Annotated in this window: 19 protein-coding genes; 12 read left to right on the top strand and 7 right to left on the bottom strand. The window is 66.0% G+C overall.

Annotation, left to right across the window (positions count from 1 at the left end; translation table 11 throughout):
- The first annotated feature begins 198 nt into the window (after window positions 1–198).
- The 5 genes from ABWV23_RS13285 to ABWV23_RS13265 all read left to right on the top strand — a co-directional run bounded on the left by ABWV23_RS13285 (window position 199) and on the right by ABWV23_RS13265 (window position 5,585).
- Window positions 199–1,689 (top strand): ABC transporter substrate-binding protein, encoded by a 1,491-nt coding sequence (locus tag ABWV23_RS13285; RefSeq protein WP_353348507.1) that lies wholly within the window; start codon window positions 199–201, stop codon window positions 1,687–1,689.
- Between the two features lie 79 nt (window positions 1,690–1,768).
- Window positions 1,769–2,173, top strand: a complete 405-nt coding sequence (locus tag ABWV23_RS13280; protein WP_353348505.1) for a (R)-mandelonitrile lyase — start codon at window positions 1,769–1,771, stop codon at window positions 2,171–2,173.
- Between the two features lie 63 nt (window positions 2,174–2,236).
- Window positions 2,237–3,184: an ABC transporter permease gene (locus ABWV23_RS13275; RefSeq protein ID WP_353348503.1), complete on the top strand. Its 948-nt coding sequence runs from the start codon at window positions 2,237–2,239 to the stop codon at window positions 3,182–3,184.
- Complete coding sequence (locus ABWV23_RS13270; protein ID WP_353348501.1) at window positions 3,181–3,996, top strand: ABC transporter permease; 816 nt, start codon at window positions 3,181–3,183, stop codon at window positions 3,994–3,996. Before ABWV23_RS13275 ends, ABWV23_RS13270 begins: the two co-directional genes overlap by 4 nt.
- Window positions 3,993–5,585 (top strand): ABC transporter ATP-binding protein, encoded by a 1,593-nt coding sequence (locus ABWV23_RS13265; RefSeq protein WP_353348499.1) that lies wholly within the window; start codon window positions 3,993–3,995, stop codon window positions 5,583–5,585. The genes ABWV23_RS13270 and ABWV23_RS13265 overlap by 4 nt, the downstream gene beginning before the upstream one ends.
- 262 nt (window positions 5,586–5,847) lie before the next feature.
- Here ABWV23_RS13265 and ABWV23_RS13260 read toward each other — a convergent pair whose 3' ends face one another.
- A complete protein-coding gene (locus tag ABWV23_RS13260) occupies window positions 5,848–6,366 on the bottom strand; it encodes a TetR family transcriptional regulator (protein ID WP_353348497.1) in 519 nt (172 codons plus the stop codon).
- 141 nt (window positions 6,367–6,507) lie between these two features.
- Between ABWV23_RS13260 and ABWV23_RS13255 the strand changes: the two genes are divergently transcribed.
- From ABWV23_RS13255 to ABWV23_RS13240, 4 genes are all read left to right on the top strand, one after another.
- Window positions 6,508–7,671, top strand: a complete 1,164-nt coding sequence (locus ABWV23_RS13255) for an efflux RND transporter periplasmic adaptor subunit (protein ID WP_353348495.1) — start codon at window positions 6,508–6,510, stop codon at window positions 7,669–7,671.
- Window positions 7,672–7,674: 3 nt separating this feature from the next.
- Window positions 7,675–10,782 carry an efflux RND transporter permease subunit gene (locus tag ABWV23_RS13250; protein WP_353348493.1) on the top strand — a complete coding sequence of 1,036 codons (3,108 nt, stop codon included), beginning with the start codon at window positions 7,675–7,677 and terminating at the stop codon, window positions 10,780–10,782.
- Window positions 10,779–12,134, top strand: a complete 1,356-nt coding sequence (locus ABWV23_RS13245; protein ID WP_353348491.1) for an efflux transporter outer membrane subunit — start codon at window positions 10,779–10,781, stop codon at window positions 12,132–12,134. The genes ABWV23_RS13250 and ABWV23_RS13245 overlap by 4 nt, the downstream gene beginning before the upstream one ends.
- 109 nt (window positions 12,135–12,243) lie before the next feature.
- Window positions 12,244–13,449: a multidrug effflux MFS transporter gene (locus tag ABWV23_RS13240; protein ID WP_353348489.1), complete on the top strand. Its 1,206-nt coding sequence runs from the start codon at window positions 12,244–12,246 to the stop codon at window positions 13,447–13,449.
- A gap of 298 nt (window positions 13,450–13,747) precedes the next feature.
- Here ABWV23_RS13240 and pncB read toward each other — a convergent pair whose 3' ends face one another.
- The 3 genes from pncB to pncA all read right to left on the bottom strand — a co-directional run bounded on the left by pncB (window position 13,748) and on the right by pncA (window position 18,014).
- Window positions 13,748–15,037 (bottom strand): nicotinate phosphoribosyltransferase, encoded by a 1,290-nt coding sequence (pncB, locus tag ABWV23_RS13235; protein WP_353348487.1) that lies wholly within the window; start codon window positions 15,035–15,037, stop codon window positions 13,748–13,750.
- Window positions 15,038–15,101: 64 nt separating this feature from the next.
- Window positions 15,102–17,354, bottom strand: coding sequence for a PAS domain-containing hybrid sensor histidine kinase/response regulator (locus ABWV23_RS13230; RefSeq protein WP_353348485.1), 2,253 nt, complete (start codon window positions 17,352–17,354; stop codon window positions 15,102–15,104).
- A gap of 66 nt (window positions 17,355–17,420) precedes the next feature.
- Window positions 17,421–18,014, bottom strand: a complete 594-nt coding sequence (gene pncA, locus ABWV23_RS13225) for a bifunctional nicotinamidase/pyrazinamidase (protein ID WP_353348483.1) — start codon at window positions 18,012–18,014, stop codon at window positions 17,421–17,423.
- A gap of 106 nt (window positions 18,015–18,120) precedes the next feature.
- Here pncA and trhO point away from each other — a divergent pair, with 106 nt between their 5' ends.
- Complete coding sequence (gene trhO / locus ABWV23_RS13220; RefSeq protein ID WP_353348481.1) at window positions 18,121–19,026, top strand: oxygen-dependent tRNA uridine(34) hydroxylase TrhO; 906 nt, start codon at window positions 18,121–18,123, stop codon at window positions 19,024–19,026.
- Window positions 19,027–19,157: 131 nt separating this feature from the next.
- Entirely contained in the window at window positions 19,158–19,823 is a 666-nt protein-coding gene (locus tag ABWV23_RS13215) for an SDR family NAD(P)-dependent oxidoreductase (protein WP_353348479.1), read from the top strand.
- A 10-nt stretch (window positions 19,824–19,833) separates the two neighbouring features.
- Here the strand turns inward: ABWV23_RS13215 and ABWV23_RS13210 are convergent, their stop codons facing one another.
- The gene (locus ABWV23_RS13210) at window positions 19,834–20,505 is read right to left on the bottom strand and encodes an NnrU family protein (protein ID WP_353348477.1); all 672 of its coding nucleotides are present in this window, start codon (window positions 20,503–20,505) and stop codon (window positions 19,834–19,836) included.
- 40 nt (window positions 20,506–20,545) lie between these two features.
- Window positions 20,546–21,490 (bottom strand): MBL fold metallo-hydrolase, encoded by a 945-nt coding sequence (locus tag ABWV23_RS13205; RefSeq protein ID WP_353348475.1) that lies wholly within the window; start codon window positions 21,488–21,490, stop codon window positions 20,546–20,548.
- A 370-nt stretch (window positions 21,491–21,860) separates the two neighbouring features.
- Between ABWV23_RS13205 and ABWV23_RS13200 the strand changes: the two genes are divergently transcribed.
- Entirely contained in the window at window positions 21,861–22,589 is a 729-nt protein-coding gene (locus ABWV23_RS13200; protein ID WP_353348473.1) for a metallophosphoesterase family protein, read from the top strand.
- Here ABWV23_RS13200 and ABWV23_RS13195 read toward each other — a convergent pair.
- Window positions 22,586–23,542, bottom strand: a complete 957-nt coding sequence (locus ABWV23_RS13195; protein ID WP_353348471.1) for a PLP-dependent cysteine synthase family protein — start codon at window positions 23,540–23,542, stop codon at window positions 22,586–22,588. The two genes, ABWV23_RS13200 and ABWV23_RS13195, sit on opposite strands and share 4 nt — an antisense overlap.
- Between the last annotated feature and the right edge of the window lie 50 nt (window positions 23,543–23,592).

Below are 23,592 nucleotides of genomic sequence, written 5' to 3'. Positions count from 1 at the left end.
TCCTCGTTCTGTGTGGCGCCGCCGGGCCGGGCCCATGGGCGGCTGGGTGAGCGGGGGATACCAACCCCTGCTGCTCTGATCCACCCTGATTGCGCCAACATGCCCGCCGATCAACCCCCCTTGATCATCGGACGAATTTGTGGGGACACTCCCGGTGACAGCCCCGAAGCGGGCAGGACAGACAGGAAGGACTCCCATATGCAACACACCCGTTTTTTCCGAGGCCTCGCCTCTGCCGTCGCGCTGAGCACCGCGCTGGGCGCCGGGGCGGCGCTGGCGCAATCCGACATCACGGTGGCGATGCAGCTCGAACCGCCGCACCTTGACCCGACCAGCGCCGCCGCAGGAGCCATCGACAGCGTGCTCTATGCCAACGTGTTCGAGGGGCTGACCCGGTTCATGGGCGACGGCTCGATCGTGCCCGGCCTGGCCAAGAGCTGGGCGATTTCCGAGGACGGGTTGACCTATACCTTTCACCTGCACGAGGGGGTGATGTTCCACGACGGCACCACGATGGACGCCGAGGACGTGAAGTTCAGCCTGGACCGTGCCCGTGCCGAGGACAGCGCCAACGCGCAAAAGGCACTGTTCGCCGGGATCAGCGACGTTGCCGTCGTCGATCCGCTGACCGTCAAGGTCACCCTGAGCGAACCGAACGGCAGCTTCCTGTTCAACATGGCCTGGGGCGACGCGGTGATCGTGGCCCCCGAGAGCATCGAGACCATCAAGCAGACGCCGGTGGGTACCGGCGCCTTCAAGTTCTCCGAATGGGTTCAGGGCGACAAGATCGTGCTGGAAAAGAACCCCGATTACTGGGGCACCCCGGCCAAGCTTGACGAGGCGACGTTCAAGTTCATCTCCGATCCGACCGCCGCCTTTGCCGCGGTGATGGCCGAGGACGTGGATGCCTTCATCAGCTTCCCGGCGCCGGAGAACCTGCCGCAGTTCGAAGCAGATCCGCGGTTCCAGGTGCTTGTCGGCTCGACCGAGGGCGAGACCATCCTGGCGATGAACAACAAGCAGCCCCCCTTTGACAACGTCAAGGTGCGTGAGGCGGTGGCCCATGCCATCGACCGGCAGGCAATCATCGACGGCGCCATGTTCGGCTATGGCACCCCGATCGGCACCCATTTTGCGCCGCACAACCCGGCCTATGTCGACCTGACCGGGCAATCGGCCTTTGACCCCGAACTGTCGAAAAAATTGCTGGCCGAGGCCGGGCTGCCCGACGGGTTCGAGACCACGCTGCACCTGCCGCCGCCCTCCTATGCGCGACGCGGCGGAGAGATCATCGCGGCGCAGCTGGGCCAGGTCGGCATCAAGGCCGAGATCGTCAACGTGGAATGGGCGCAATGGCTGGAAACCGTGTTCCGCGGCAAGAATTTCGGTCTGAGCATCGTCAGCCATACCGAGCCGATGGACATCGGCATCTATGCTCGGCCGGATTACTACTTCCAGTATGACAACCCTGCCTTCCAGGAGGTGATGACCACACTTGATGCGACCACCGATCCGGCCAAGCGGACCGAGTTGCTGCAAAACGCACAAAAAATCATCGCCGACGATTACGTCAACGGATACCTGTTCCAGCTCGCGATGCTGAGTGTCGCCAAGGCCGGGGTGCAGGGCCTGTGGGTCAATGCGCCGACCCAGGCCACCGACCTGACGGCGGTCAGCTGGGCCGAGTGAACCCGCGACCGAAACTGCAAAGGGCCCCGTTCGGGGCCCTTTTTCTGACCGACACACCCGAAATGACCCGGAGCGCATGATGGATATCCACCCCGTGGGCAGCCGCCCGACCACCGGCCCGAACCCCGATTACTTTACCGGTACGGTCAGCTTCGACCCGGTGATCGACGCGCCGGAGCCGGCCCGCGTCAACGCCCTGCGGGTCAGCTTTGCGCCCGGCGCGCGTACCGCATGGCACACCCACCCGCTGGGCCAGACGCTGCACGTGCTGTCCGGGTCCGGGCTGGTCGCGCTGCGCGACGCCGCGCCGCGTCGCATCCGCGCCGGCGACACCGTCTGGATTCCACCGGGAGAAGAGCATTGGCACGGCGCCGCGCCCGACACCGCGATGGTGCACCTGGCGATCCAGGAGAAGCAGGGCGACAGCGCCGCCGACTGGCTGGAGCAGGTCAGCGACGCCGATTATTTGCGCGCATCCGAATAGCGGTGCGCATGGGCGGTCGGATGGCTCTGGACGCCCCCGAAAACCATCCCTAAGTTGCCGGCCATGTTGCGCTATTCGCTCAAACGCCTGTTGTCGCTGATCCTCAGCCTGGCCGTCGCCAGCCTGGTGATTTTTTTCGTGATCGAGGTGGCGCCGGGCGATCCGGCCTCCTTCATGCTGGGCATCAACGCCCAGCCTGACACGGTCGCCGCTCTGCGCACCGAACTGGGCCTCGACGTGCCCAAGATCGAACGTTACCTGAGTTGGGTCGGGGGCATGGCGACCGGCGATTTCGGCACCTCTTACACCTATCGCACGCCGGTGACGCAGATGATCGCCGAACGGCTGTGGGTGTCGCTGCCGTTGGCGCTCTATGCGCTGGCGCTGTCGACGCTGATCGCCTTTCCCGCCGGCATCTATGCCGCCGCCCGGCGCGGGAAGCCCGGCGACGCGGTAGTGATGGGCGCGACGCAACTGGGGGTCGCGGTGCCGAACTTCTGGTTCGCGATGATGCTGGTGCTGATCTTTGCCATCAACCTGCGCTGGTTCGGCGCCGGGGGCTTTGCCGGCTGGGACAAGGGGCTGCTCGCCGGGCTGCATTCGCTGACCCTGCCGGCCATTGCGCTGGCGCTGCCGCAGGCGGCGATCCTGGCGCGGGTCATGCGCTCGGCGCTGCTGGACATCCTGGGCGAGGATTTCATGCGCACCGCGCGGGCCAAGGGCCTCAGCCGCCGCCAGGCGCTGTGGCGCCACGCGGTCCGCAACGCGCTGATCCCGGTGCTGACCATCATCGGGCTGCAATTCTCTTTCCTGCTGGCCGGCGCGATCATCATCGAACAGGTGTTCTACCTGCCCGGGCTCGGGCGGCTGGTGTTCCAGGCGATCAGCGCGCGCGACCTGATCGTGGTCGAATCGGTGGTGATGCTGCTGGTCTTTGCCGTCATCACGGTGAATTTCCTTGTCGACCTGGCCTATGCGCTGGTCGACCCCCGCCTGAGGTCCCGGACATGAGCCGCAATCTTGCCCTTGGCGTATTCCTGTCGTCGCTGGTGGTGCTTGCCGCGCTGGTCTCGTTTTTCTGGACGCCCTACGACCACACCGCGATGAACATCCCCGACAAGCTGCAGGCGCCCGGTGTCACGCATTGGTTCGGCACCGATCACTTCGGCCGCGACATCTTCAGCATGATCATGGTGGGCGCGCGCACCTCGATCGCGGTGGCGCTGCTGGCGGTGGGGATCGGCATGGGGCTGGGGGTGCCGCTGGGGCTGGCGGCGGCGGCGCGCAACGGCAGCTGGCTGGACGAGCTGATCATGCGCGGCAACGACCTTGTCTTTGCCTTTCCCAGCCTTGTCATCGCCATCCTGATCACCGCCGTCTTCGGGCCCGGCGCGGTCAACGCCATCATCGCCATCGGCATCTTCAACATCCCGGTCTTCGCCCGCATCACCCGTGGCGCCGCGCTGAGCCTGTGGGAACGCGAATTCATCATGGCCGCACGGGTCTCGGGCAAGGGCGCTGCGCGCATCTCGGCCGAGCATATCCTGCCCAACGTGCTGAACCTGCTGATCGTGCAGGGCACCATCCAGTTCAGCCTCGGTATCCTGGCCGAGGCCGGGCTGTCCTATGTCGGGCTGGGGGCGCAACCGCCGCTGCCAAGCTGGGGTCGGATGCTGGCCGATGCCCAGACCATGGTCAGCTTCGCGCCGCACATGGCGCTGATCCCCGGGGTCGCGATCATCCTGACCGTGCTCGGGCTGAACCTGATGGGCGACGGGTTGCGCGACCTGCTCGACCCACGGCTGAGGGTGACACGCCGATGAACCTGCTCGAGATCACCGACCTCACGCTGAAGATCGGCGCGCTGAAGATCCTCGACCGGGTCAGCCTCTCCATCGCGCCGGGCGAGATCGTGGCCGTGACCGGCGAAAGCGGTTCGGGCAAGTCGATGACCGCGCTGGCGGTGATGCAACTCCTGCCGGACCGGTCCGAGGCCAGCGGCCATGTCATGCTCGAGGGGCGCGACCTGCTAACCCAATCGGAAGCCGCGATGTGCGCCACCCGCGGGCGCGAGATCGGCATGGTGTTCCAGGAGCCGATGACCGCCCTGAACCCGGTCCGGAGCATCGGCGACCAGGTGATGGAGACGATCCTGATCCACAAGGCGATGGACCGCGACGCCGCCCGCGCCCGGGCCCGCGAGGTGCTCGACCGGGTCGGCCTGCCGGAGGATCGCTTTCCGCTGTCGCGGTTCCCGCATGAGCTTTCGGGCGGGCAACGCCAGCGGTTGGTGATCGCCATGGCCATCGCCCTGCGCCCGAAACTGTTGATCGCGGACGAACCGACCACGGCGCTGGACGTGACCACCCAGGCGCAGATCCTCGATCTGCTCAAGGGGCTGGTCGAGGACGAGGGCATGGGGCTGATGATGATCACCCACGACCTCGCCGTGGTCTCGGACATGGCTGACCGCATCGTGGTGATGCGGCACGGCGAGGTGGTGGAACAGGGCGCGACGCGGCAGCTGTTCGCGCAGATGCACCACCCCTATACGCGGATGCTGTTCGAGGCCTCGGGCCACCAGGTCACGCTGCCGGTCCCGCCCCCACCGGCGCCGCTGCTCGAGGTCCGCGGGGCGGTGCGCGACTATCGCCTGCCGCGCAAGCACCTGCTGCGCGATCCGGGCTCGCACCGGGCGGTCAACGAGGTGAGCTTTACCCTCAACCGGGGTGAGCGGCTGGGCCTGGTCGGCGAATCCGGCTGCGGCAAGTCCACCCTGACCCGCGCGCTGCTGGGGTTGGAGCCGCTGCAGGGCGGCGAGATCCTGCTGGATGGTCAACCGGTCTGGTCGGGCCATCGCCCCAACCTGGCGGTGCGGCGGCGCATGCAGGTGGTGTTCCAGGACCCGTTCGGATCGTTCAACCCGCGCCACCGGGTCGAGAGGCTGGTGACCGAGCCGTTCCACCTGCTCGACACCCCGCCGCGCGGCGCGGAGCGGCGCGACGCCGTGGCCGAGGCGCTGACGGCGGTCGGGCTGCGCCCCGAGGACGCGACCAAGTACATTCACGAATTCTCGGGCGGGCAGCGCCAGCGCATCGCCATCGCCCGCGCCCTGATCATTCGCCCCGAACTGATCCTGTTCGACGAGGCGGTCAGCGCGCTGGACGTCTCGGTGCGGGCGCAGATCCTCGATCTGCTGGTCGAACTCTGCGAGGCCTATCATCTGAGCTACCTGTTCATCAGCCATGACCTGAGCGTGGTGCGCACGGTCACCGACCGGGTGCTGGTGATGAAATCGGGCGAGATCGTGGAACAGGGCGAGACCGAGCAGGTGTTCTCGGACCCGCAGCACGACTACACGAGAACGCTGATCGCCGCCGCCCCCCGGCTGCCCGAGGTCGGGCCGGCCTGAGGCGGGGACGGTCGGAGAGTAACTCCGAGGTGACCATCTTGAATCACGGGGTTGGATTGTTCCAGCTTCGGCGCGCATCTCCATCTTTTTCGCCGAGGCAATGTCTTCTGCTGGCGGCGCCGGATGCCCGGGCCTGGCTGCGCCACGTCATCAATGACGAGACGGCCCGCATGAAAGCGGTTTCGCGCGTTTCCATGTGCTGACTTGTTCTCGCAGCGAAGGACGCCTTGCCGCTCCTTTGGGGCATGGGGCCTTTGCACCGCTAGGGATTCGCCAGCAGGCGCGCGGCGGCGATTTGCCCGGCCCAGACACGATCGAGCGCCTCTGCCAGCGAAACATTTTCCTCGTTTTCCCAAAGGTGGATCGCGCGCGCGGTACAGGCTGTCGCATTGGCCGCGAGCGCCATCGCGACCTGGTCATCATTGACACGCGGACGCAGGCACTCGGCCAGTTCGTCGCGTTCGCCAAGAACAACGCGGTCGAGCAGGCCGCTTGCCTTGCTGTTGGCGTGAACGACCTTGCCCACCATGCGCAGGATGGTCTCATCCTCGGCCAGCGCCGCCATATGCCTGTCGAGAAACTGCTTGAGATCCACGGCCAGCGCATTGCGCCCCGCGCGCAGCGCTGCCTTGTCCTCGTCCCGAAACCCCGGGGGCGTGCCGATCGCGGCGGCTTCCTTGTTGGGATAATAGTTGAAGAAGGTACGCGTGCTGACCCCGGCTGCCGCGGCAATCGCATCCGTCGTTATCGCATCCAGCCCTTCGGCCAGCGCCAGTTTCAACGTCGCCCGCTGGATGTCGCGGGCGGTTTGAAGTCGCCGTCTCTCTCTTAACGAAAGTGTCACCCGATTGTCCTTTGCATAGTCTGCAATTTGTGCGTATACGGCACCAACTATACGAAACAGTCAAGGAATGTGAAGGTCATGGCAGCCGGTATCTGGAAATTCACGGGGGCCGCGATGGTACTGTCGGCCCTTGCGTCGATGGCCTGTGCCCAGGGCGCTCCATCGGGCCCGATGGAGGTCGGCGTGATCGAGGTCAAGCTGCAGGACGTACCGCATATCGTCACCTTGCCGGGGCGCGCCGTCGCCTTTCAGGAGGTCGAGGTGCGCCCGCGCGTGGGCGGAGTGATCGAGGACATCCTCTATACGCCGGGTCAGCCGCTAAAGGTCGGTGATCCGCTGTTCCGGATCGACGACTCTGCCTATCTTGCCGCAGAGGCCTCGGCGCGCGCGGACCTGGCCACGGCGCAGGCGAACTTGCCGGTCGCGCAATCGGCCTATGATCGCGCCGAAGAACTGTCGGGGCGCGGCTATACCGAGGCCGAGGTCGAAGAGGCGCGTGCCAGCCTCGCCGAGGCCAAGGCGACCCTGGACGCCGCGCAGGCGGCCCTTGACTACGCCAGGATCGAACTGTCCTGGACCACCGTGACAAGCCCGATTGCCGGACGCGCCGATGTGTCCACAGTCTCGGTCGGGGATCTCGTGACCGCAGGGCAAAGCGACGAGCTGACGACCATCGTGCGCTCGGACCCGATCTATGTCGACATGATGGAAGCCAGTTCGCGGATCCTGTCCTTTCGCAAGAGCATCCACGAGGGCAGCGTAACGCGCAATGACACCCTGCGGGCGACCCTGCTGCTGGAAAACGGCGATATCTACCGGGGCACGGGATCGCTGGTGACTCCGGGCAATTCCGTCTCCACGACCACCGGCACGGTCACCGTCCGTTTCCAGTTCGACAACCCCCACCACATTGTCATTCCCGGCATGTTCCTGCGCGGCGAGATCGTGATGGGCACGATGCAGGCCATCCTCGTGCCGCAACGGGCCGCCACGCGGGCCAATTCCGGCCAGCTCGCCGTCTTCGTCGTGGGCGAGGACGACACCGCGAAACAGATCACCCTGAGCGATGAGGGCAGTTACCAGAACGCCTGGATCGTGCGCGAGGGGCTGAGTGAGGGCGACAAGCTGATCGTGGATGGCCTGTCTTCCCTCAGGGAGGGTCAGGCCGTGACGCCGGTGGCGGCAACGATCAATGCCGACGGCAATGTGCAAGACAGCGCGCCCAGCAGCGCAGAGGATTGATCAATGGCCTCGTTCTTCATTCACCGCCCGGTCTTTGCCTGGGTTCTTGCCATCGTCGCCATGCTAGTGGGCGCCTTCAGCGTCATCAGCCTGCCGATCTCGCAATACCCCGACATCGCGCCGACCACCGTGCGCATCAGCGCGACCTATACCGGGGCCTCTGCCGAGACGGTCGAGAACTCGGTCACGACGATCATCGAAGACGGGCTGACCGGTCTGGACGGGTTGACCTACATGACCTCCTCGTCGACCGAAGGGTCTGCCAGCGTTTCGCTGACCTTTGACGACACGATCGATCCCGACATGGCGCAGGTGCAGGTCCAGAACAAGCTCCAGCTCGTGGAATCCAGGCTTCCCGACAGCGTCACCGCCCAAGGCGTGTCGGTGACCCGCTCGACCACCTCAATCCTCATGGTCGGCGCCCTGGTGAGCGAGGATGGCCGATACAGCTCGCTCGAACTGGGCGACATCCTGGGCAGCACCATCGAGGATGCGGTGCAGCGCACCGAGGGGGTTGGCTCGATCAGCAGCTTTGGCAGCGAATACGCGATGCGCATCTGGCTCGACCCTGCGCGCCTTTATCAGTATCAGCTGACCCCCTCGGACGTGACCACCGCCGTCTCCGAGCAGAACACCAATATCACGGTGGGCAGCCTGGGCGATCAGCCGGTCACAGAGGGGCACCAGTTCACCGTCTCGCTCTCCGCGCAATCGCAGCTTGGATCGGTTCAGGACTTTCAGAACATCCTGCTGAAGACCAACAGCGACGGCTCGGCGGTTTACCTGGCGGACGTGGCCCGCGTCGAACTGGGCGCCGAGGACTACGGCAGCACCAGCCGCTTTGACGGCCACCCCGCCGCCGGTTTCGCCGTCAACCTCGCCACCGGGGCAAACGCCGTCGACACCGCCACCCGCGTGCAGGCCGTGGTCGAGTCCCTGTCCTCGGCCCTGCCCGAAGGCGTGACGGTCGAATACCCTTATGACACCACGCCCTTTGTCGAGGAGTCGATCCAGCAGGTCTATCATACGCTGATCGAGGCGGTGGTGCTGGTGTTCCTGGTGATCCTGCTGTTCCTGCAAAGCTGGCGCGCGACGATAATCCCGACCATCGCGGTGCCCGTCGTTCTGCTGGGGACATTTGGCGTGCTCTCCGCCTTTGGCATGTCGATCAACACGCTGACGATGTTCGCGCTGGTGCTGGCGATCGGGCTGCTCGTGGATGACGCGATCGTGGTGGTCGAGAATGTCGAACGCGTGATGGCGGAGGAGGGGCTGGACGCCGTGGCCGCCACCGAGAAAAGCATGGGCGAGATCTCGACCGCGCTGGTCGGGATCGTGATGGTGCTGTCGGCAGTGTTCCTGCCGATGGCCTTCATGTCCGGCTCGACCGGGGTGATCTACAAGCAATTCTCGGTCACGATCATTTCGGCCATGGTGCTGTCGCTGTTCGTGGCGCTGATCCTGACGCCGGCGATGTGTGCCCAACTCCTCAAGCCCGCGCATGACAGCAAACCCATCGCGCCGCTGCGCGGGTTCAATGCCGCGCTCGACCGGCTGACCGCGGGCTATGGCGGCACGGTCGCACGGCTCGGGCGGCGCCCGTTCCGGGTGCTGGTGGTGCTGACGGCTGTGGGGGTCTCGGCCTGGTGGGTCTATGATCGCCTGCCGACCTCGTTCCTGCCGACCGAGGACCAGGGCGTGCTGATGACCATCGTGGAACTGCCGCAGGGCGCGACCACGCAGCAGACCGAACACGCGATTTCCGCGCTCGAGACACATCTTCTGGAGGCCGAAACGGACATGGTGGAAAGCGTGTTTTCCAATGTCGGTTTCAGCTTCAGCGGCAGCGGGCAGAACTACGGGATGCTGTTCATCAAGCTCAAGGATTACGACGACCGCCCCGGCATGGACGCCGCCGACCTGATGAACCGCACCAACGGCGCCTTTGCGCAATCGCGGCTGGGCAAGTTCTTTGTCCTGCAGCCGCCTGCTATCCCGGGGCTGGGCACGGCTTCGGGCTTCACGATGTATCTCGTGGACCAGTCGGGCAGCGGACAGGCCGCGCTGAGCGCGGCGGCCGACAAACTGGTGTCGCTCGCCAATGCAGATGGCCGTGTGACCAACCTGCGGGGCAACGAGGCGGCCAGCGAACCCTCGCTCAAGATGACGATCGATCAGCAAAAGGCCGAGGCGCTCGGCGTGTCGCTCTCGGATGTGAACGCGATGTTGTCGACGGTGTTCGCCGGCTCTTACGTCAACTATTTCCCCCTTGGCAACGACCTGCGCGAGGTGATCGTGCAGGGAGATGCCTCGGCGCGGATGCAGCCCGAGGATATCGATCACTGGTACGTGCGCAGCGACAGCTCCGAGATGGTCCCGCTTTCGGCCTTCGTGACGCGGGAATGGGAAACCATCACCCCCAAGCTGTCGCGTTACGGCGGCACGCGCGCGCTGGAAATCTCTGGTGCGGCGGCCGCGGGGCTGAGCTCGGGCGATGCGATGAGCGCGATGGAGGAATTGACCGCCGATCTCGACGGCGGATATGGCGCGGCCTGGACCGGGCTGAGTTATCAGGAGCGGCTTTCGGGCAATCAGGAATCGATCCTCTATACCCTCTCCGCGCTGGTGGTCTTCCTGTGCCTGGCCGCCCTTTACGAAAGCTGGACGGTGCCCTTCGCGGTCATGCTGTCCGTGCCCGTGGGGATCCTCGGCGCCATGGTGGCGACCTGGGTGTTCGGCCAGTCCAATGACGTCTATTTCAAGGTCGGCCTGTTGACCACGATCGGCCTGGCCGCACGAAACGCCATCCTGATCGTCGAATTCGCCGAGAGCCTGCGCGCCAAGGGCACGGGCCTGCTCGAGGCCTCGGTCTCGGCGTCGCGTCTCCGGCTGCGCCCGATCCTGATGACCTCTCTCGCCTTCGGCGTTGGCATCATACCGCTGGTGCTGGCCTCGGGGGCCGGGGCCAATGCGCAGAAATCCATCGGCACCGGGCTGCTTGGCGGGATCGTCTTTTCCGCGCTGTTCGGGATCGTGATGGTCCCGCTCTTCTATATCGCTGTCATCAAGGCCGCGACCCTGTTGCGTGCCCCAGTGGAGACCAACCTGTGAAACCTCATTTCCTCTTGCTTGGCCTGATCGTTGCCGGCTGCGCCGTCGGCCCCGACTACCAGCGCCCCGACATCTCGTTGCAGGCACGCTTTGTCGGGGGCGATGCCGAGGCCGTTGAGGCCGTCGCCGCGCAGGCCTGGTGGCGCAGCTATGGTGATGCCGCGCTCGACGCGCTGGTGGCGCGGGGCCTGGCGCAGAACCTCGACGTGATGACCGCCATCGAAGCGATCCGGCAGGCGCAGGCGGAAGTGCGCAAAACCGGGGTCAACTCTGCCCTGGAGGGGTCGCTCTCGGCGTCGGACACGCGCGCCGGGGGGGACAACATGGCGACCTCCACCACCGGGTCAGCCGAGCTGGGCGCCAGTTTCGTGATTGATCTGTTCGGCAGCATCCGGCGCGAGCGCGAAAGCGCGGTTGCCTCTCTGGGCGCGGCGCGGGCAGATGCCGAGACCGCCCGGCTGGCCTGGCTGGCCGAACTGATCGCGGCCTATGCGGATGCCCGCTATTACCAGGAGGTGCTGGCCCTGACGCGCGACACGATCAGGGCGCGCGAGGAAACCGTCGACATCACGCGCAGCCAGTACGAGGCCGGCGCGGCGACGGAATACGAGCTGGCCGAGGCGCAGGCCCTGCTGTCCACCGCGCGCGCCTCCTTGCCGCAATATGCCGCGCTGTTCGATGCCAGGGTCTATGCAATCGCGACCCTGCTGAACGAGCCGGCCGGTCCGATCCTGCGCCGGATGCAAAAGGGCGCGGCGCAGTTGCGCACGCCGGGCGGGGCGCGCACCGGGGTTCCCGCGGACCTCTTGCGCAACCGCCCCGATGTGCGCAGCGCCGAGGCCGCGCTTGCCGCCGCCGTGGCCGAGGTCGGGGTTGCCGAGGCCGCGCTCTACCCGTCGCTGTCCCTGACCGGCGCAATCGGGCGCAGCGACGGCGCCGGTTCCTGGAGCTTCGGGCCAGCGCTGTCGTTCCCGGTGTTCAACCAAGGCAGCCTGAGGGCCAGCCGCGATGCGGAAATCTCGGCGGCGAAACAGGCCGAGATCACCTGGCGCGCCGCGGTTCTGGATGCGGTCGAGGATGTTCAGGTGGCGCAATCGAACCTTGCCCGTTCTCGCCAGAGGGCGGCGCTGTTGCGCACGGCCGCAAACGATTACCGCCGCGCACTGGCGCTTGCGCAGGAAAATTACCGCAACGGCGCGATCACGCTTCTGGATCTGCTCGAGACCGACCGCAACACCGCCTCGGCGCGGATCTCGGCCGCCTCTGCGGTGAACGATGCCGCCCAGGCTTGGGCGACACTGAAGATCGCCACCGGGGCCGGCGCGGCGGCCACCGCGCAAGGCGGCAACTGACGCACCAGGCCGCGATCGGAAACGCGTCACGAGGGGGATAATGGCTTTCTCTGACCCTCGAATTGGGGCCAGAGATGCAAGAGGTAGCCGAGAAGCAGGACATGTTGAAATGAATATCGAACAGCCAAGATTGGGTCGGCGCGGTACCTTGTTCCTACTGATTGTTCTGGGCGCCTTTCCGCCGCTGACCATGGATCTTTACCTTCCCGCATTGCCGCAAATGGCCGACACGTTTTCGACCAGCCACGCCATGATCAACCTGACCCTTGGGGCCTATATGGTCGCCTTCGCGGTCGGGATGCTGTTCTGGGGGCCGTTGAGCGAAAGGACGGGGCGCAAACCGATCCTGTTTGCCGCCCTCGCGATTTACATCGCCTCCAGCCTTTTATGTGCTGTGGCATCCCGCGTCGAAGGCTTGATCGCCTTTCGCATCCTGCAAGGGCTCGCGGGCGGTGGGGTGACGGTCATCGGCACCTCCATCGTCAAGGATCTGTTTGACGGGCGAGAGCGTGAAAAGGTCATGGCGACCGTGATGTCACTGGTCATCATTGCGCCCATGGTCGCGCCGGTGCTCGGGGCATTCCTGCTGCGGGTGGCGTCCTGGCACGCGATGTTTGTCGTCCTCGCCCTGTTTGGATGTATCGCAGCCGGGCTTGTCACGCTCTATCGCGAAACTGTCGTGGAGCGATCCACGGCCCCGATCCTGAAATCATGGAACCGCTTGGGTGTCGTCCTGAAGAACCCGCGTTTCGCCTATCTGCTGCTGTTGTTTTCACTGGTGCCCATGTGTTTGATGGCGTTCCTCGGCAGTGCCGCCTATGTCTATATCGACGGTTTTGGTCTGTCTGAGCAGGCCTTCAGTTTCATCTTTTCTTTCAACGCCATTTGCGCCGCCCTCGGGCCCACGCTCTACCTGCGGATGTCGCGTTACATTCGGGTGCAGTCGATAATCTTCGGCTGTTTCGTCGTGGTGATCTGCGCCGGGGCGGCGATGCTGTTATTTGGAAGCCTCTCTGCGTGGATATATGCCGCAGTGGCCGCCATGACGACCATAGCCGTCATCATCGTTCGGGTTCCGGGGGCGAACCTGTTGCTGGACCAGCAAACGAAAGACACCGGATCGGCTGCGGCCTTGATCCAGTTCAGCGGGACCCTATTGGGGGCTGCCGCCGTGCAGATCGTTTCCGCCAACTCGCATGATCTTATCCGCAACTACGGCCTTCTGTTGATCGCTATCGGTATCACCTGCGCGACGCTCTGGCTGATCGTGCGAGATCGTTCTTTTGTAACCGACACGTTATCCCAACCGTCTTAACGCAAACGGAGACCTTTGCGGTATCTGCAATTGTTTCCTGCGCATTGCCGCTATCCGAGCATGACGCAGCGAAGCTCAGGATGTCGCCCAAAGTGGCGGTGGAATAGCCCGAACATGGTCGCTTGCACTGCCGTGACCGATCAGTGCCCATGTCATTCGTGGAACTTCACTTGGTACACGAAGCTGTTTCACCACGAAGGATTTCGTAGCCAGAAAAGGTTTGGTTTCAAGTGGTTGCAGCGCTCCACCTGACAGATTCGGTGGGAGCGCCCGGAAAAGGAGAAGAATCGGGGGCGCGTCAGACCTCGACCTTGATCCGCTCCTGCTCGCCGACGCCGAAGACGCGCTTGTAGCGGGCGATCTCGTCCGCGGGGCCCATCGCCTTTTCCGGGTTGTCCGACAGCTTGACCGTGGGCCGCCCGTTGGCGCTGATCGCCTTGCAGACCAGGCTGAAGGGCGCCAGCGCGTCGTTCGGCACCAGCCCGCGGAAATCATTGGTCAGTAGCGTGCCCCAGCCGAAGCTGACCTTTACCCGGCCCTTGAAATGGGCATGCAGGGCGACGATTTTCTCGACGTCGAGCCCGTCCGAGAAGATGATGAGCTTCTTGCGCGGGTCCTCGCCGCGCGCCTTCCACCAGTCGATCGCCATCTCGCCACCCTTGACCGGATCGCCGCTGTCGATGCGCATGCCGGTCCAGCCGGCCAGCCAGTCGGGCGCATCGTCGAGGAACCCCTTGGAGCCGAAGGTGTCGGGCAGGATGATGCGCAGGTTGCCCTCGTGCTCCTCGTGCCAGTCCTCGAGCACCTTGTAGGGAGCCTGGGCCAGTTCCGCGTCTGTCTCGGCCAGCGCGGCATAGACCATCGGCAGCTCATGCGCGTTGGTGCCGATCGCCTCGAGGTCGCGGTTCTTGGCGATCAGGCAGTTGGAGGTGCCGGAGAAGCTCTTGCCCAGCCCCTCGACCATGGCGCGCACGCACCAGTCCTGCCAGAGAAAGGAGTGCCGCCGCCGGGTGCCGAAATCGGCGATCGGCGGGCCGCCGACCGCGCGCAGGCGCTCGATCTTTTCCCACACGCGGGTCATGGCGCGGGCGTAGAGCACCTGCAGTTCGAACCGCCGCATGTCGTTCAGCACCGCGCGGCCGCGCAGTTCCATCAGTACGGCGAGGGCGGGGATTTCCCACATCATCACCTCGGGCCAGCTGCCCTCGAAGGTCAGCTCGTACTGGTCGCCGCGCCGCTCCAGGTGATAGGGCGGCAGCCGCAGCCCCTCGAACCATTCCATGAAGTCGGGGCGGAACATCTGCCGCTTGCCGTAAAAGGTGTTGCCGCGCAGCCATGTGCTCTCGCCGCGGGTCAGGCTGAGCGAGCGGATATGGTCGAGCTGTTCGCGCAGTTCCCCCTCGTCGATCAGCTTGGCCAACGGCACGTTGTCCGAACGGTTGATCAGCGAAAAGGCGACCTGCGTGTCGGGCTTGTTGCGGAAAACCGACTGGCACATCAGCAGTTTGTAGAAATCGGTGTCGATCAGCGAGCGGACGATCGGGTCGATCTTCCACTTGTGATTGTAGACGCGCGTTGCGATGTCCAAGGTCGGCCTCGTGAATAAATGCCCGAGCGTGATACGTCAGACCGCCCCCCGGGGCCAAGGGAAATCATTGCGCCGGCTCCGATTGCGCCCGTTCGGCCACCGCCACCAGCCCGGCCAGAAGCTCGGCCCGGCGCACCGGCTTGGTCAGGAAACCGTCCATCCCGGCCTCCAGGCAGGCCTCCCTGTCGCTGTCGAAGGCATTGGCGGTCAGCGCCACGATCACCGGTTGAGCCACCGCTGCGGCGCGAATGCGGCGGGTCGCCTCCAGCCCGCTGATCCCTGGCATCGACATGTCCATGAGGACGATGTCGGGGCGGCTCTCCAGGGTCTTCTCGACCGCCTCCAGCCCGTCATGCGCGAAATCCAGGCGCAGGTCGATCCCGCCCAGGTACTTGCCGATCAGGATGCGGTTGACCTCGGCATCCTCGGCCACGAGGATCCGCTTGCCCGCCAGCAGGGTCTGCCCGGCGGCATCCGGCGGACTGGCATCCCGGGCCCGGTCATCGCCGGTGCTTTCGGCCGCAGGCAGGCACAGCGCGATTTCAAAGCAGGCGCCGCACCCCGGCTCGGAGCGGACCGCGATCGTTCCGCCCATCTCTTCGACCAGCATCCGCGAGATCGTCAGGCCCAGCCCGGTGCCGCCGTATTCGCGCGTGGTCGAGGCATCGGCCTGCGCGAAGCGTTCAAAGATATGCTCCTGCTTGTCCTTCGGGATGCCGATCCCGGTATCCTCGACCTCGATCCGCAGCGATGTCATCCCGTCCCCGGTGGGCGCGCGGCATACCCGAACGGCGATGCCGCCGGTGCTGGTGAACTTGATTGCATTGCCGATCAGGTTGATCAGGACCTGGCGCAAACGGCTGTCGTCACCATGGAGCCGGTCTCCCCCCTCGCCGGCAAAATCGAGCCGCAGCGACAGCCCCTTTTTGCGCGCCTGCGGTCGCAACAGGCGCACCGGCTCCTGCACGCAGGTTTTCAGGTCGAAATCCACCGGGTCCAGCGTCATCCGGCGGGCATCCAGCCGCGACAGGTCGAGCACGTCGTTGATGATGGTCAGCAGGGCCTGCGCCGAGCTGCGGATGGTTTCCGCGTAGACCCGCTGATCGGCATTGAGACCTGACTCGACCAGCAGGTCGGCCATGCCGATCACCCCGTTCATCGGGGTCCGGATCTCATGGCTCATGGTGGCGAGGAACTCGGACTTGGCGCGCGCGCCCTCCTCGGCGGCCTGGCGGGCCAGGCTCATTTCGCGCTGGTGGTGCTTGGTGGCGGTGATGTCGCGTTCGATGGCAACGATCACGTCGACCTCGCCGGCCGCGTCGATCACCGGGACCTGGTTGGTCTCGATCCAGATCGTCTCGCCGCTCTTGCTGCGGTTCTGGATCTCGCCACGGAACGGTACGCCCCGGGCAAGCGCGTCATTCAGTGCGGCCACGACCCTTTGGTCGGTTTCGGGTCCGTTCAGCAGGTCGCCGGGAAACCGGCCGACCGCCTCTTGCGGCAGATAGCCGGTGATCCGGGTAAAGGTCTCATTCACCCAGGCGATGCGGCCGTCGCGGTTGAGCAACAACACGCTGTCATGGGCATTGCGCGCCACCAGCGACAGTCTTTGCGCCTCTTTCTGCCGCGCGGCGAGCTCGATGTTCACCGCCTTGAGTTCAGCACTCTTCTCGATCACCGCCCGGGTGCTGGCCTGGTGCTGATGAAACCCGGACACCGCATAGTCGAGAAAGGAGAACACCATGAACCCCAGCATCAGCGTGCCCGCCGCGTTCATCGAAAACACGGTGTCGGGCGCCCCGTGCATGATCCCGGTCAGCACGAACAGCAGACCCGCCAGGGTCACGTAGATCACGAGGCGCACCGTCCCCGCCGCCCGGTGATAGGGCAGGACAAGCCCGCCGTTGATCGCCGCGCCGGCCAGAAAGGCGATCGCGAAAAGCGGCGAGGCGCTGGTGGTTTCTCCGAACCAGGACAGGGCGATGCAGACCGAGACCGCAAGGGCCTGGATCGTGGCGGTCAGCGTGCTGATGCCATAGACGCGTTCCAGCGCCTCGCCCTCTTTCAGCCGCGTCTCGGCGCTGCGCAGGTACAGGCAATCCACCGACTCGCCGATCAGCGCGATCGACAGCGCGGAGAGCCCGGCCAGCGGCCCGTTCATCATCCAAAGGAACAGCCCGCCCGCGACCGTCATGATCTGGCGACTGCCGAAATTCTTCACGCGCCCGTGCGCATAGCGCAGTAACAGGCCTTCCTTGCTGTTGCGGTGCCTGAACTCCACCAGCGGATCGGCCTCGGCCGCACCCCCGAATTGCATGGCCGATCCCTTTCGGCTGAACCTGACCCCCCGGTTCAGTTAGCCAGCCGATCGTTAACAATTCCTTCAGGAGAGGGTGACGCCGGCCTCTTTCATCGCCCCGAGCGCGGCGGAAAGCGACCCGTCAAGGTCGATGGCGCGGCAGGCATCCAGTCGCACGGTGACCTCGAACCCGAGCTTCGCGGCATCCACGGCCGAGAAATGCACGCAAAAATCGGTCGCCAGCCCGACCATGGTCAGGTGCTCGATCCCGCGGCTGCGCAGGTAGCCGTCCAGCCCGGTCGGGGTCTCGTGATCGTTCTCGAAAAAGGCGCTGTAACTGTCGATCTGGGCCCGGAATCCCTTGCGGATGATCAGGTCGCCGTCGGCCCGCAGGCGCGGGTGAAACGCGGCGCCTGGCGTGCCCTGAACGCAGTGATCGGGCCAGAGCACCTGCGGCCCATAGGCCATGTCGATCATGTCATAGGGCGCCGTGCCCGGATGCGACGATGCGAACGAGGAATGCCCCGCCGGGTGCCAGTCCTGCGTCAGGATCACCGCGTCGAAATCGGGCATCATCGCGTTGATCGGATCGACCACCGCATCGCCTTCGGGCACTGCCAGCGCACCGCCGGGGCAGAAGTCGTTTTGCACGTCGATGACGATCAGGGCATGGGTCATGGTCGCTCTCCTTTGCCCAAGGGGTAGAAAGCCGCCGTGCCCTAGTCAATGGCCGCGCCGATCTGCGCACTTGCCCAGGCCGGCCAGACCGCTTAAATCCGCGCCCATGTACACGATTGCCGCGCTTTATCACTTCACCCGTTTCGCCGATCCCGCCGCGCTGCGGTCGGCGCTGCTCGATCTCTGCCTCGCGCAAGGGGTCAAGGGCACGCTGCTTCTGGCGCGCGAGGGGATCAACGGCACCATTGCCGGCCCCCGCGCCGGCATCGACGCGGTGCTTGCCCATATCCGCGCGCTTCCCGGCTGTTCCGACCTGGAGTGGAAAGAGGCGGTCAGCGACCATCCGCCTTTTGCCCGGATGAAGGTGCGGCTGAAGAAGGAAATCGTGACCATGGGCCAGCCGGACGTCGATCCGCGCGCCCGCGTCGGCCACTACGTCGAGCCGCAGGACTGGAACGACCTGATCCGCAGCCCCGACGTGGCCCTGATCGACACCCGCAACGATTACGAGGTGGCGATCGGCACCTTCGAAGGCGCGGTCGATCCCGAAACCGACAGTTTCCGCGATTTTCCCGCCTGGTGGGCAGAGAACAAGGACCGTTTCCACAACAAGCGGATCGCGATGTTCTGCACCGGCGGCATTCGCTGCGAGAAATCCACCAACTTCCTGCTGGGTCAGGGGGTGGACGAGGTCTATCACCTCAAGGGCGGCATCCTGCGCTATCTCGAGGAGATGCCTGAAGAGGACAGCACCTGGCAGGGCGAGTGTTTCGTTTTCGACAACCGGGTGTCGGTCGGCCACGGGCTGAAAGAGGGCCCGCATGAGCTCTGCCACGGCTGCCGCCGCCCGATCCTGCCCGAGGACAAGGCCCGCCCGGAATACGAGGCTGGCGTCTCCTGCCACCTGTGCATCGACGAGACCTCGGAGGCGGACAAGGCGCGCTTTCGCGAACGCCAGAAACAGATCGCGCTGGCCCATGCTCGGGGCGAGAAGCACCTGGCGGCAGAGTAGACGCACGCACCATCCGGTTTCGTACGATTTGCGTCCGGGATTCCCCGATCCGGGGCGCGAATTGCCCAGAGGGCGCGGGCGCCGTCGCACAGCGAATTTGACACAGCTTCGCACCGCCATAGCTGAGCGTCATGGAAACGGCTGTGATCATCGGCGCCTCGGGCGGGATCGGCGGCGCGCTGGCCGATGCGCTGGCGGCGCGCGGCACCTGCGTTACCCGGCTGTCGCGGCGCGCCGACGGGCTCGATCTTACCGACGAGGCCTCGATCGAACGGGTGCTGGGGAAGCTCACCGCGCCGCAGGAGCTGGTCCTTGTCGCCACGGGCGTTCTTGCCGCCGACGGCCACCGGCCGGAAAAATCGATCCGTCAGGTCACGGCCGGGGCGCTGGCGGCGCAATTCGCGGTGAACGCCATCGGGCCGATGCTGGTGCTGAAACACGCGCTGCACCTGTTGCCGCGCGATCGCCCCTCGGTCTTTGCCGCGCTCTCGGCGCGGGTCGGCTCGATCGGTGACAACCGGCTGGGCGGCTGGCATAGCTACCGCGCCTCCAAGGCGGCGCTGAACCAGTTGATCCACGGGGCCGCCATCGAACTGGCGCGCAGCCACCCGCGCGCCTGCGTCACCTGCCTGCATCCGGGCACGGTGGAAACGGAGCTGACCCGGCGCTTCGCCGGCGGTCACCCCACCGTGACGCCGAAACAGGCCGCGCAGGCCCTGCTGCGGGTGATCGACGGGCTGCCCCCCGAGGACACCGGCGGGTTTCTCGACTGGGCCGGCGAACCGATCCCCTGGTAGCTGCGCCCCCTCACGGCAGCGGCGAGACGCCGATCACCGACGGATGCAGCGCGATCAGCGCACCATAGCCCGCCACGCCCAGTGCCAGCCGTATCCCCAGCATCGCCCAGCTTTGCGGCGCCGCGACCAGCGGCGCGGCGGCCACCTGCGCGCGCAGCGCCTGCCAGTGCTCCGCCCCCATCTCGCGCCGTTTGCGCCGGTCGATCAGGCCCATGCCCATCACCGCGAACCCGGCGAACATCCCGAACAGAAGTACATGTGCCAGATCCCCGTTCGGCAACAGGTGCGCCCCGGCCCAGAGCGCCAGCGCCAGAAGCACCGGGTGCCGCACCCAGCGCACCACGCCGGGGCGGTCGGGATCGAATGCCTCGTTGTGCATCCCCCCGAAGGAAAACGGGTTGGGCCGACCGAGGCCGAGCGCCAGCACGAGGCAGACCAGCGCCATCAAGGTCAGCGTCGCATGGGTTTGCCATGTCGCCCGGGGCCAGACCCCGACCCAAGGCGCCTCGCCCGCCGCGCGGATCAACCAGGCGAGGATCAGGATCGACAGCAGCGAGTAGGCCAGCGTGAAGCCCCGCGCACCCAACAGCACGACCAGCGGCCCCTTGATCGGCGGGCGCAGCAACAGCGAATGGCTCAGCAGGAACACCGCGAAGGCGGCGACGAAGTCCATCCATCCCATGGCGTGCTCTCCCATTTCGGGTCAGGACGGGCGCGGCGCCCTATTCCCACTCCATCTCTTCATAGGTGGCCTGGGCATTGCGCCCGGCCATCGCCTCGAACTGGGCCAGCCCGGAAAACGCCGACTGGTCGATTTTCGGCGCCGACATGATGTCACCGCCTTCCTCCAGCAGGGCGCCGATCCGGCTGCGCAGGTTGACGAGGTAATCATAGGTATCCGCGCGTGCGCGCTCCAGCGTCGTGGCCGGGCCGTGGCCGGGCACCAGATGCGCTGGGGCATGCGCCGCCATCGCCTCGAACACCGAGATCCAGCTTTTCACGTTGGACTGCGGCCCGACCCCCAGCAGCCGGTCGACATAGACGATATCGCCGGTGAACATCACGTCGCGCGCGGGCAGCCAGACAAAGCTGTCACCGGGGGTATGGGCCTGACCGGCATGGGTGATCTCGAATGTCAGCCCGCCCACCTCCAATGTATGGCTGTCGGCAAACCGGACATCGGCATAGGCCGGCACGGTCCCCGCCAGCCGGTCGCCGAGGAAACCGGCCAGCGCTGTCATCTGCATCGAGCCGCGATCCGCGTGGTCGGCGACGGCGGCCTCGGAGGCGATCACGGTGGCCCCCTGTGCCTGCCAATAGCCATTGCCGAGCCAGCGGTGATCCTGCCCGCCGGAGTCGATCACATGGGTGACCGGCGCATCGGTGATCTTGTCGATGGCCGCGTCGATCATCGCCGCACCGGCCCATGACCCGCCGGGATCGATCAGCACCACGCCATCGGCGGTCTCGACCAAGCCGAAGGTGGCGTTGTTGGCGAGGTTCTCGGAATCGCGTTGGTCCATCGGCCCGATCAGCGCCCAGACATCTGGCGCCACCGGCTGGATTTCCAGCACATCGGCCAGCGCCGGACCGGCACCAAGGGCGAGGATGGCCCAAAGCGCCCCCCGCCGGATGCCGCCGGTAATATACGAGATCGTTCCCGACATAAGACTCCCCCCTTGTCGCCAGGACGCGCGGGCCACAGCGCGGCCCGCATCGTTTGCAGCGATATAGGTTCTATCCACCCTGTGTGCCCAAGGGAAATGCCCCCGCCGCGTCGCTAAGACGCGGGCGGGCCTTGCGTGCCGGGTCCGCCTCGAAGGGCGTCGTGAGGGCGCCGCGCGAATCCGTTCATTTGAGGTTCATCCCTGTTGGCTCGGCCATTTCGTCGCGGGCGCCTGAAGCCAGGCGCGTTCTGGCGACCGATTCCGTTGATCCGCAGTAGCGCCCGACCGCATCCTCGTCGGGGATGCGGCCGATCACCCCTTTTCGTCGCCGGGCGGTTCGGGCATCAAGACAGCCGAAAGGACCGCTTGCATGACCGACCCGATCTATGCCGTGGGCGATATCCACGGACACCTCGATCAACTTGATCGCGCCCTTGCCCTGATCGCCGCCGATGGCGGGCCGGAGGCCAGGGTCGTTTTCCTCGGCGATCTTGTGGATCGCGGCCCCGACAGCCGCGGCGTGATCGACCGGCTGATACAGGGGCAGGCGGCTGGTCGGCCCTGGCAGGTCCTGCGCGGCAATCATGATGACATGTTCCGCCGGTTCCTGGTGGACGCGACAGAGGAAAACGCGCGGATCAAGTCCCGCGTGACCTGGACCCATCCGCGCGTCGGCGGGCTGGCAACGCTGGCCTCCTACGGGGTGGCGGCCGTTGACGACATGCCCCTGCCGGAGCTGTGCGCCGCCGCGCATGAGGCCGTGCCGTCGGAACACCTGGCGTTTCTCGACGGGTTGCCGCGCCACGTCGAACGCAACGGGTTGCTGTTCGTTCATGCGGGCATTCGGCCCGGCGTGCCGCTCGAGGCGCAGGATCCGGAGGACCTGATCTGGATTCGCGACCCGTTCCTTGATGACCCGCGTCCGCATTCCTGGCTGGTGGTGCACGGTCATACCGCGCTGGAGTACCCGCAACACTTCGGCAATCGCGTCGACCTTGACGGCGGTGCCGGATACGGCCGCCCGGTGCATCCGGCGGTGTTCGAGGGGCGCGACTGCTGGCTGCTCACCGACGCGGGGCGGGTGCCGCTGACCCCTTAGGGCCAGAGGTCGGTCGAGAGGTATTTCAGCCCGCTGTCGCAGATGATCACCCCGATCACGCCGCCCTGTTCCGGCCCCGCCAGCAATTCCAGCGCGGCGGCCACGTTGGCGCCGCCGGAGAACCCGCCAAAGATTCCCTCTTCGCGGGCCAGTGCGCGGGCAGTCTCCCGCGCCGTCTCGCCGCTGATGGCCAGATAGCCATCCACTGGCGCGCCAGCCAGTTGGTCAAGCGCGGCCATCGCGTAACCGCCGCCCTGGATCGGGTGGCCCGGTTGCGACACCGCCTGGCCCGACAGCGCCGCCGCGCCCTCCGGCTCGACCAGGTAGCCGCGCAGGTCCGGGTTGCGTGCCTTCAGTGCCCGGATCGTGCCGCCATAGGTGCCGCCCGAGCCGGCGAAATCGGCAAACGCCGTCAGCGTGCCATCCGAATCCGCCCACAGTTCCGGTCCGGTCGTTTCCTCATGCGCCGCCGCGTTGCCCGGATGGCCGAACTGGTCAGCACGAAAGGCCCCGCGTGCCTGCGTGATCCGCTGCGCCTCTGTCTCGACCCGGGCCAGATCGGCGCCCGAAACCTCGCCCGTCACCGATCCCGGCGCCTGGTCGACCAGCACCACCTCGGCCCCCAGCGCGGCCATCATCCGCGCCCGTTCGGGCGAGTTGCCCCGGCTCATCACCGCCACGAAAGGATAGCCCTTGATCGCGCAGACAATGGCCAGGCCGGTGCCCATGTTGCCGCTGGTCAGTTCCACCACCACCTGTCCCGGCGCCAGCGCACCGCTGGCCTCGGCGGCCTCGATGATGCCCATCGCCGCGCGGTCCTTCTTGGAAAAGCCGGGATTGAGGTAGTCCAGCTTGGCCAGGATCCGCCCCTCCAGCCCGCGCGCCGCGACCAGCCGGTCCAGCCAGACCGCCGGCGTGTTTCCGATTGCGTCAAGGATCGACGTCAATGCCATGTCTCGGATCTTCCTTTCACTCGAAATATCCCGGGGAGTCTCCGCAGGAG

The organism is Aquicoccus sp. SU-CL01552, from assembly GCF_040365005.1.
In the GTDB taxonomy this organism is placed as follows: Bacteria; Pseudomonadota; Alphaproteobacteria; order Rhodobacterales; family Rhodobacteraceae; genus Antarcticimicrobium.
Note: the sequence above shows the minus strand (reverse complement) of the source record. Positions and strands in the feature narration are given on the sequence as shown.

Coding starts and splice junctions, on each gene's coding strand:
- ABWV23_RS13215 (WP_353348479.1), top strand. CDS start 19,158: ATGGAAACGGCTGTGATCATCGGCGCCTCGGGCGGGATCGGCGGCGCG.
- ABWV23_RS13250 (WP_353348493.1), top strand. CDS start 7,675: ATGGCCTCGTTCTTCATTCACCGCCCGGTCTTTGCCTGGGTTCTTGCC.
- ABWV23_RS13280 (WP_353348505.1), top strand. CDS start 1,769: ATGGATATCCACCCCGTGGGCAGCCGCCCGACCACCGGCCCGAACCCC.
- ABWV23_RS13265 (WP_353348499.1), top strand. CDS start 3,993: ATGAACCTGCTCGAGATCACCGACCTCACGCTGAAGATCGGCGCGCTG.
- ABWV23_RS13275 (WP_353348503.1), top strand. CDS start 2,237: ATGTTGCGCTATTCGCTCAAACGCCTGTTGTCGCTGATCCTCAGCCTG.
- ABWV23_RS13210 (WP_353348477.1), bottom strand. CDS start 20,505: ATGGGATGGATGGACTTCGTCGCCGCCTTCGCGGTGTTCCTGCTGAGC.
- ABWV23_RS13240 (WP_353348489.1), top strand. CDS start 12,244: ATGAATATCGAACAGCCAAGATTGGGTCGGCGCGGTACCTTGTTCCTA.
- pncA (WP_353348483.1), bottom strand. CDS start 18,014: ATGACCCATGCCCTGATCGTCATCGACGTGCAAAACGACTTCTGCCCC.
- ABWV23_RS13285 (WP_353348507.1), top strand. CDS start 199: ATGCAACACACCCGTTTTTTCCGAGGCCTCGCCTCTGCCGTCGCGCTG.
- ABWV23_RS13255 (WP_353348495.1), top strand. CDS start 6,508: ATGGCAGCCGGTATCTGGAAATTCACGGGGGCCGCGATGGTACTGTCG.
- ABWV23_RS13195 (WP_353348471.1), bottom strand. CDS start 23,542: ATGGCATTGACGTCGATCCTTGACGCAATCGGAAACACGCCGGCGGTC.
- ABWV23_RS13270 (WP_353348501.1), top strand. CDS start 3,181: ATGAGCCGCAATCTTGCCCTTGGCGTATTCCTGTCGTCGCTGGTGGTG.
- ABWV23_RS13200 (WP_353348473.1), top strand. CDS start 21,861: ATGACCGACCCGATCTATGCCGTGGGCGATATCCACGGACACCTCGAT.
- ABWV23_RS13230 (WP_353348485.1), bottom strand. CDS start 17,354: ATGCAATTCGGGGGTGCGGCCGAGGCCGATCCGCTGGTGGAGTTCAGG.
- ABWV23_RS13205 (WP_353348475.1), bottom strand. CDS start 21,490: ATGTCGGGAACGATCTCGTATATTACCGGCGGCATCCGGCGGGGGGCG.
- trhO (WP_353348481.1), top strand. CDS start 18,121: ATGTACACGATTGCCGCGCTTTATCACTTCACCCGTTTCGCCGATCCC.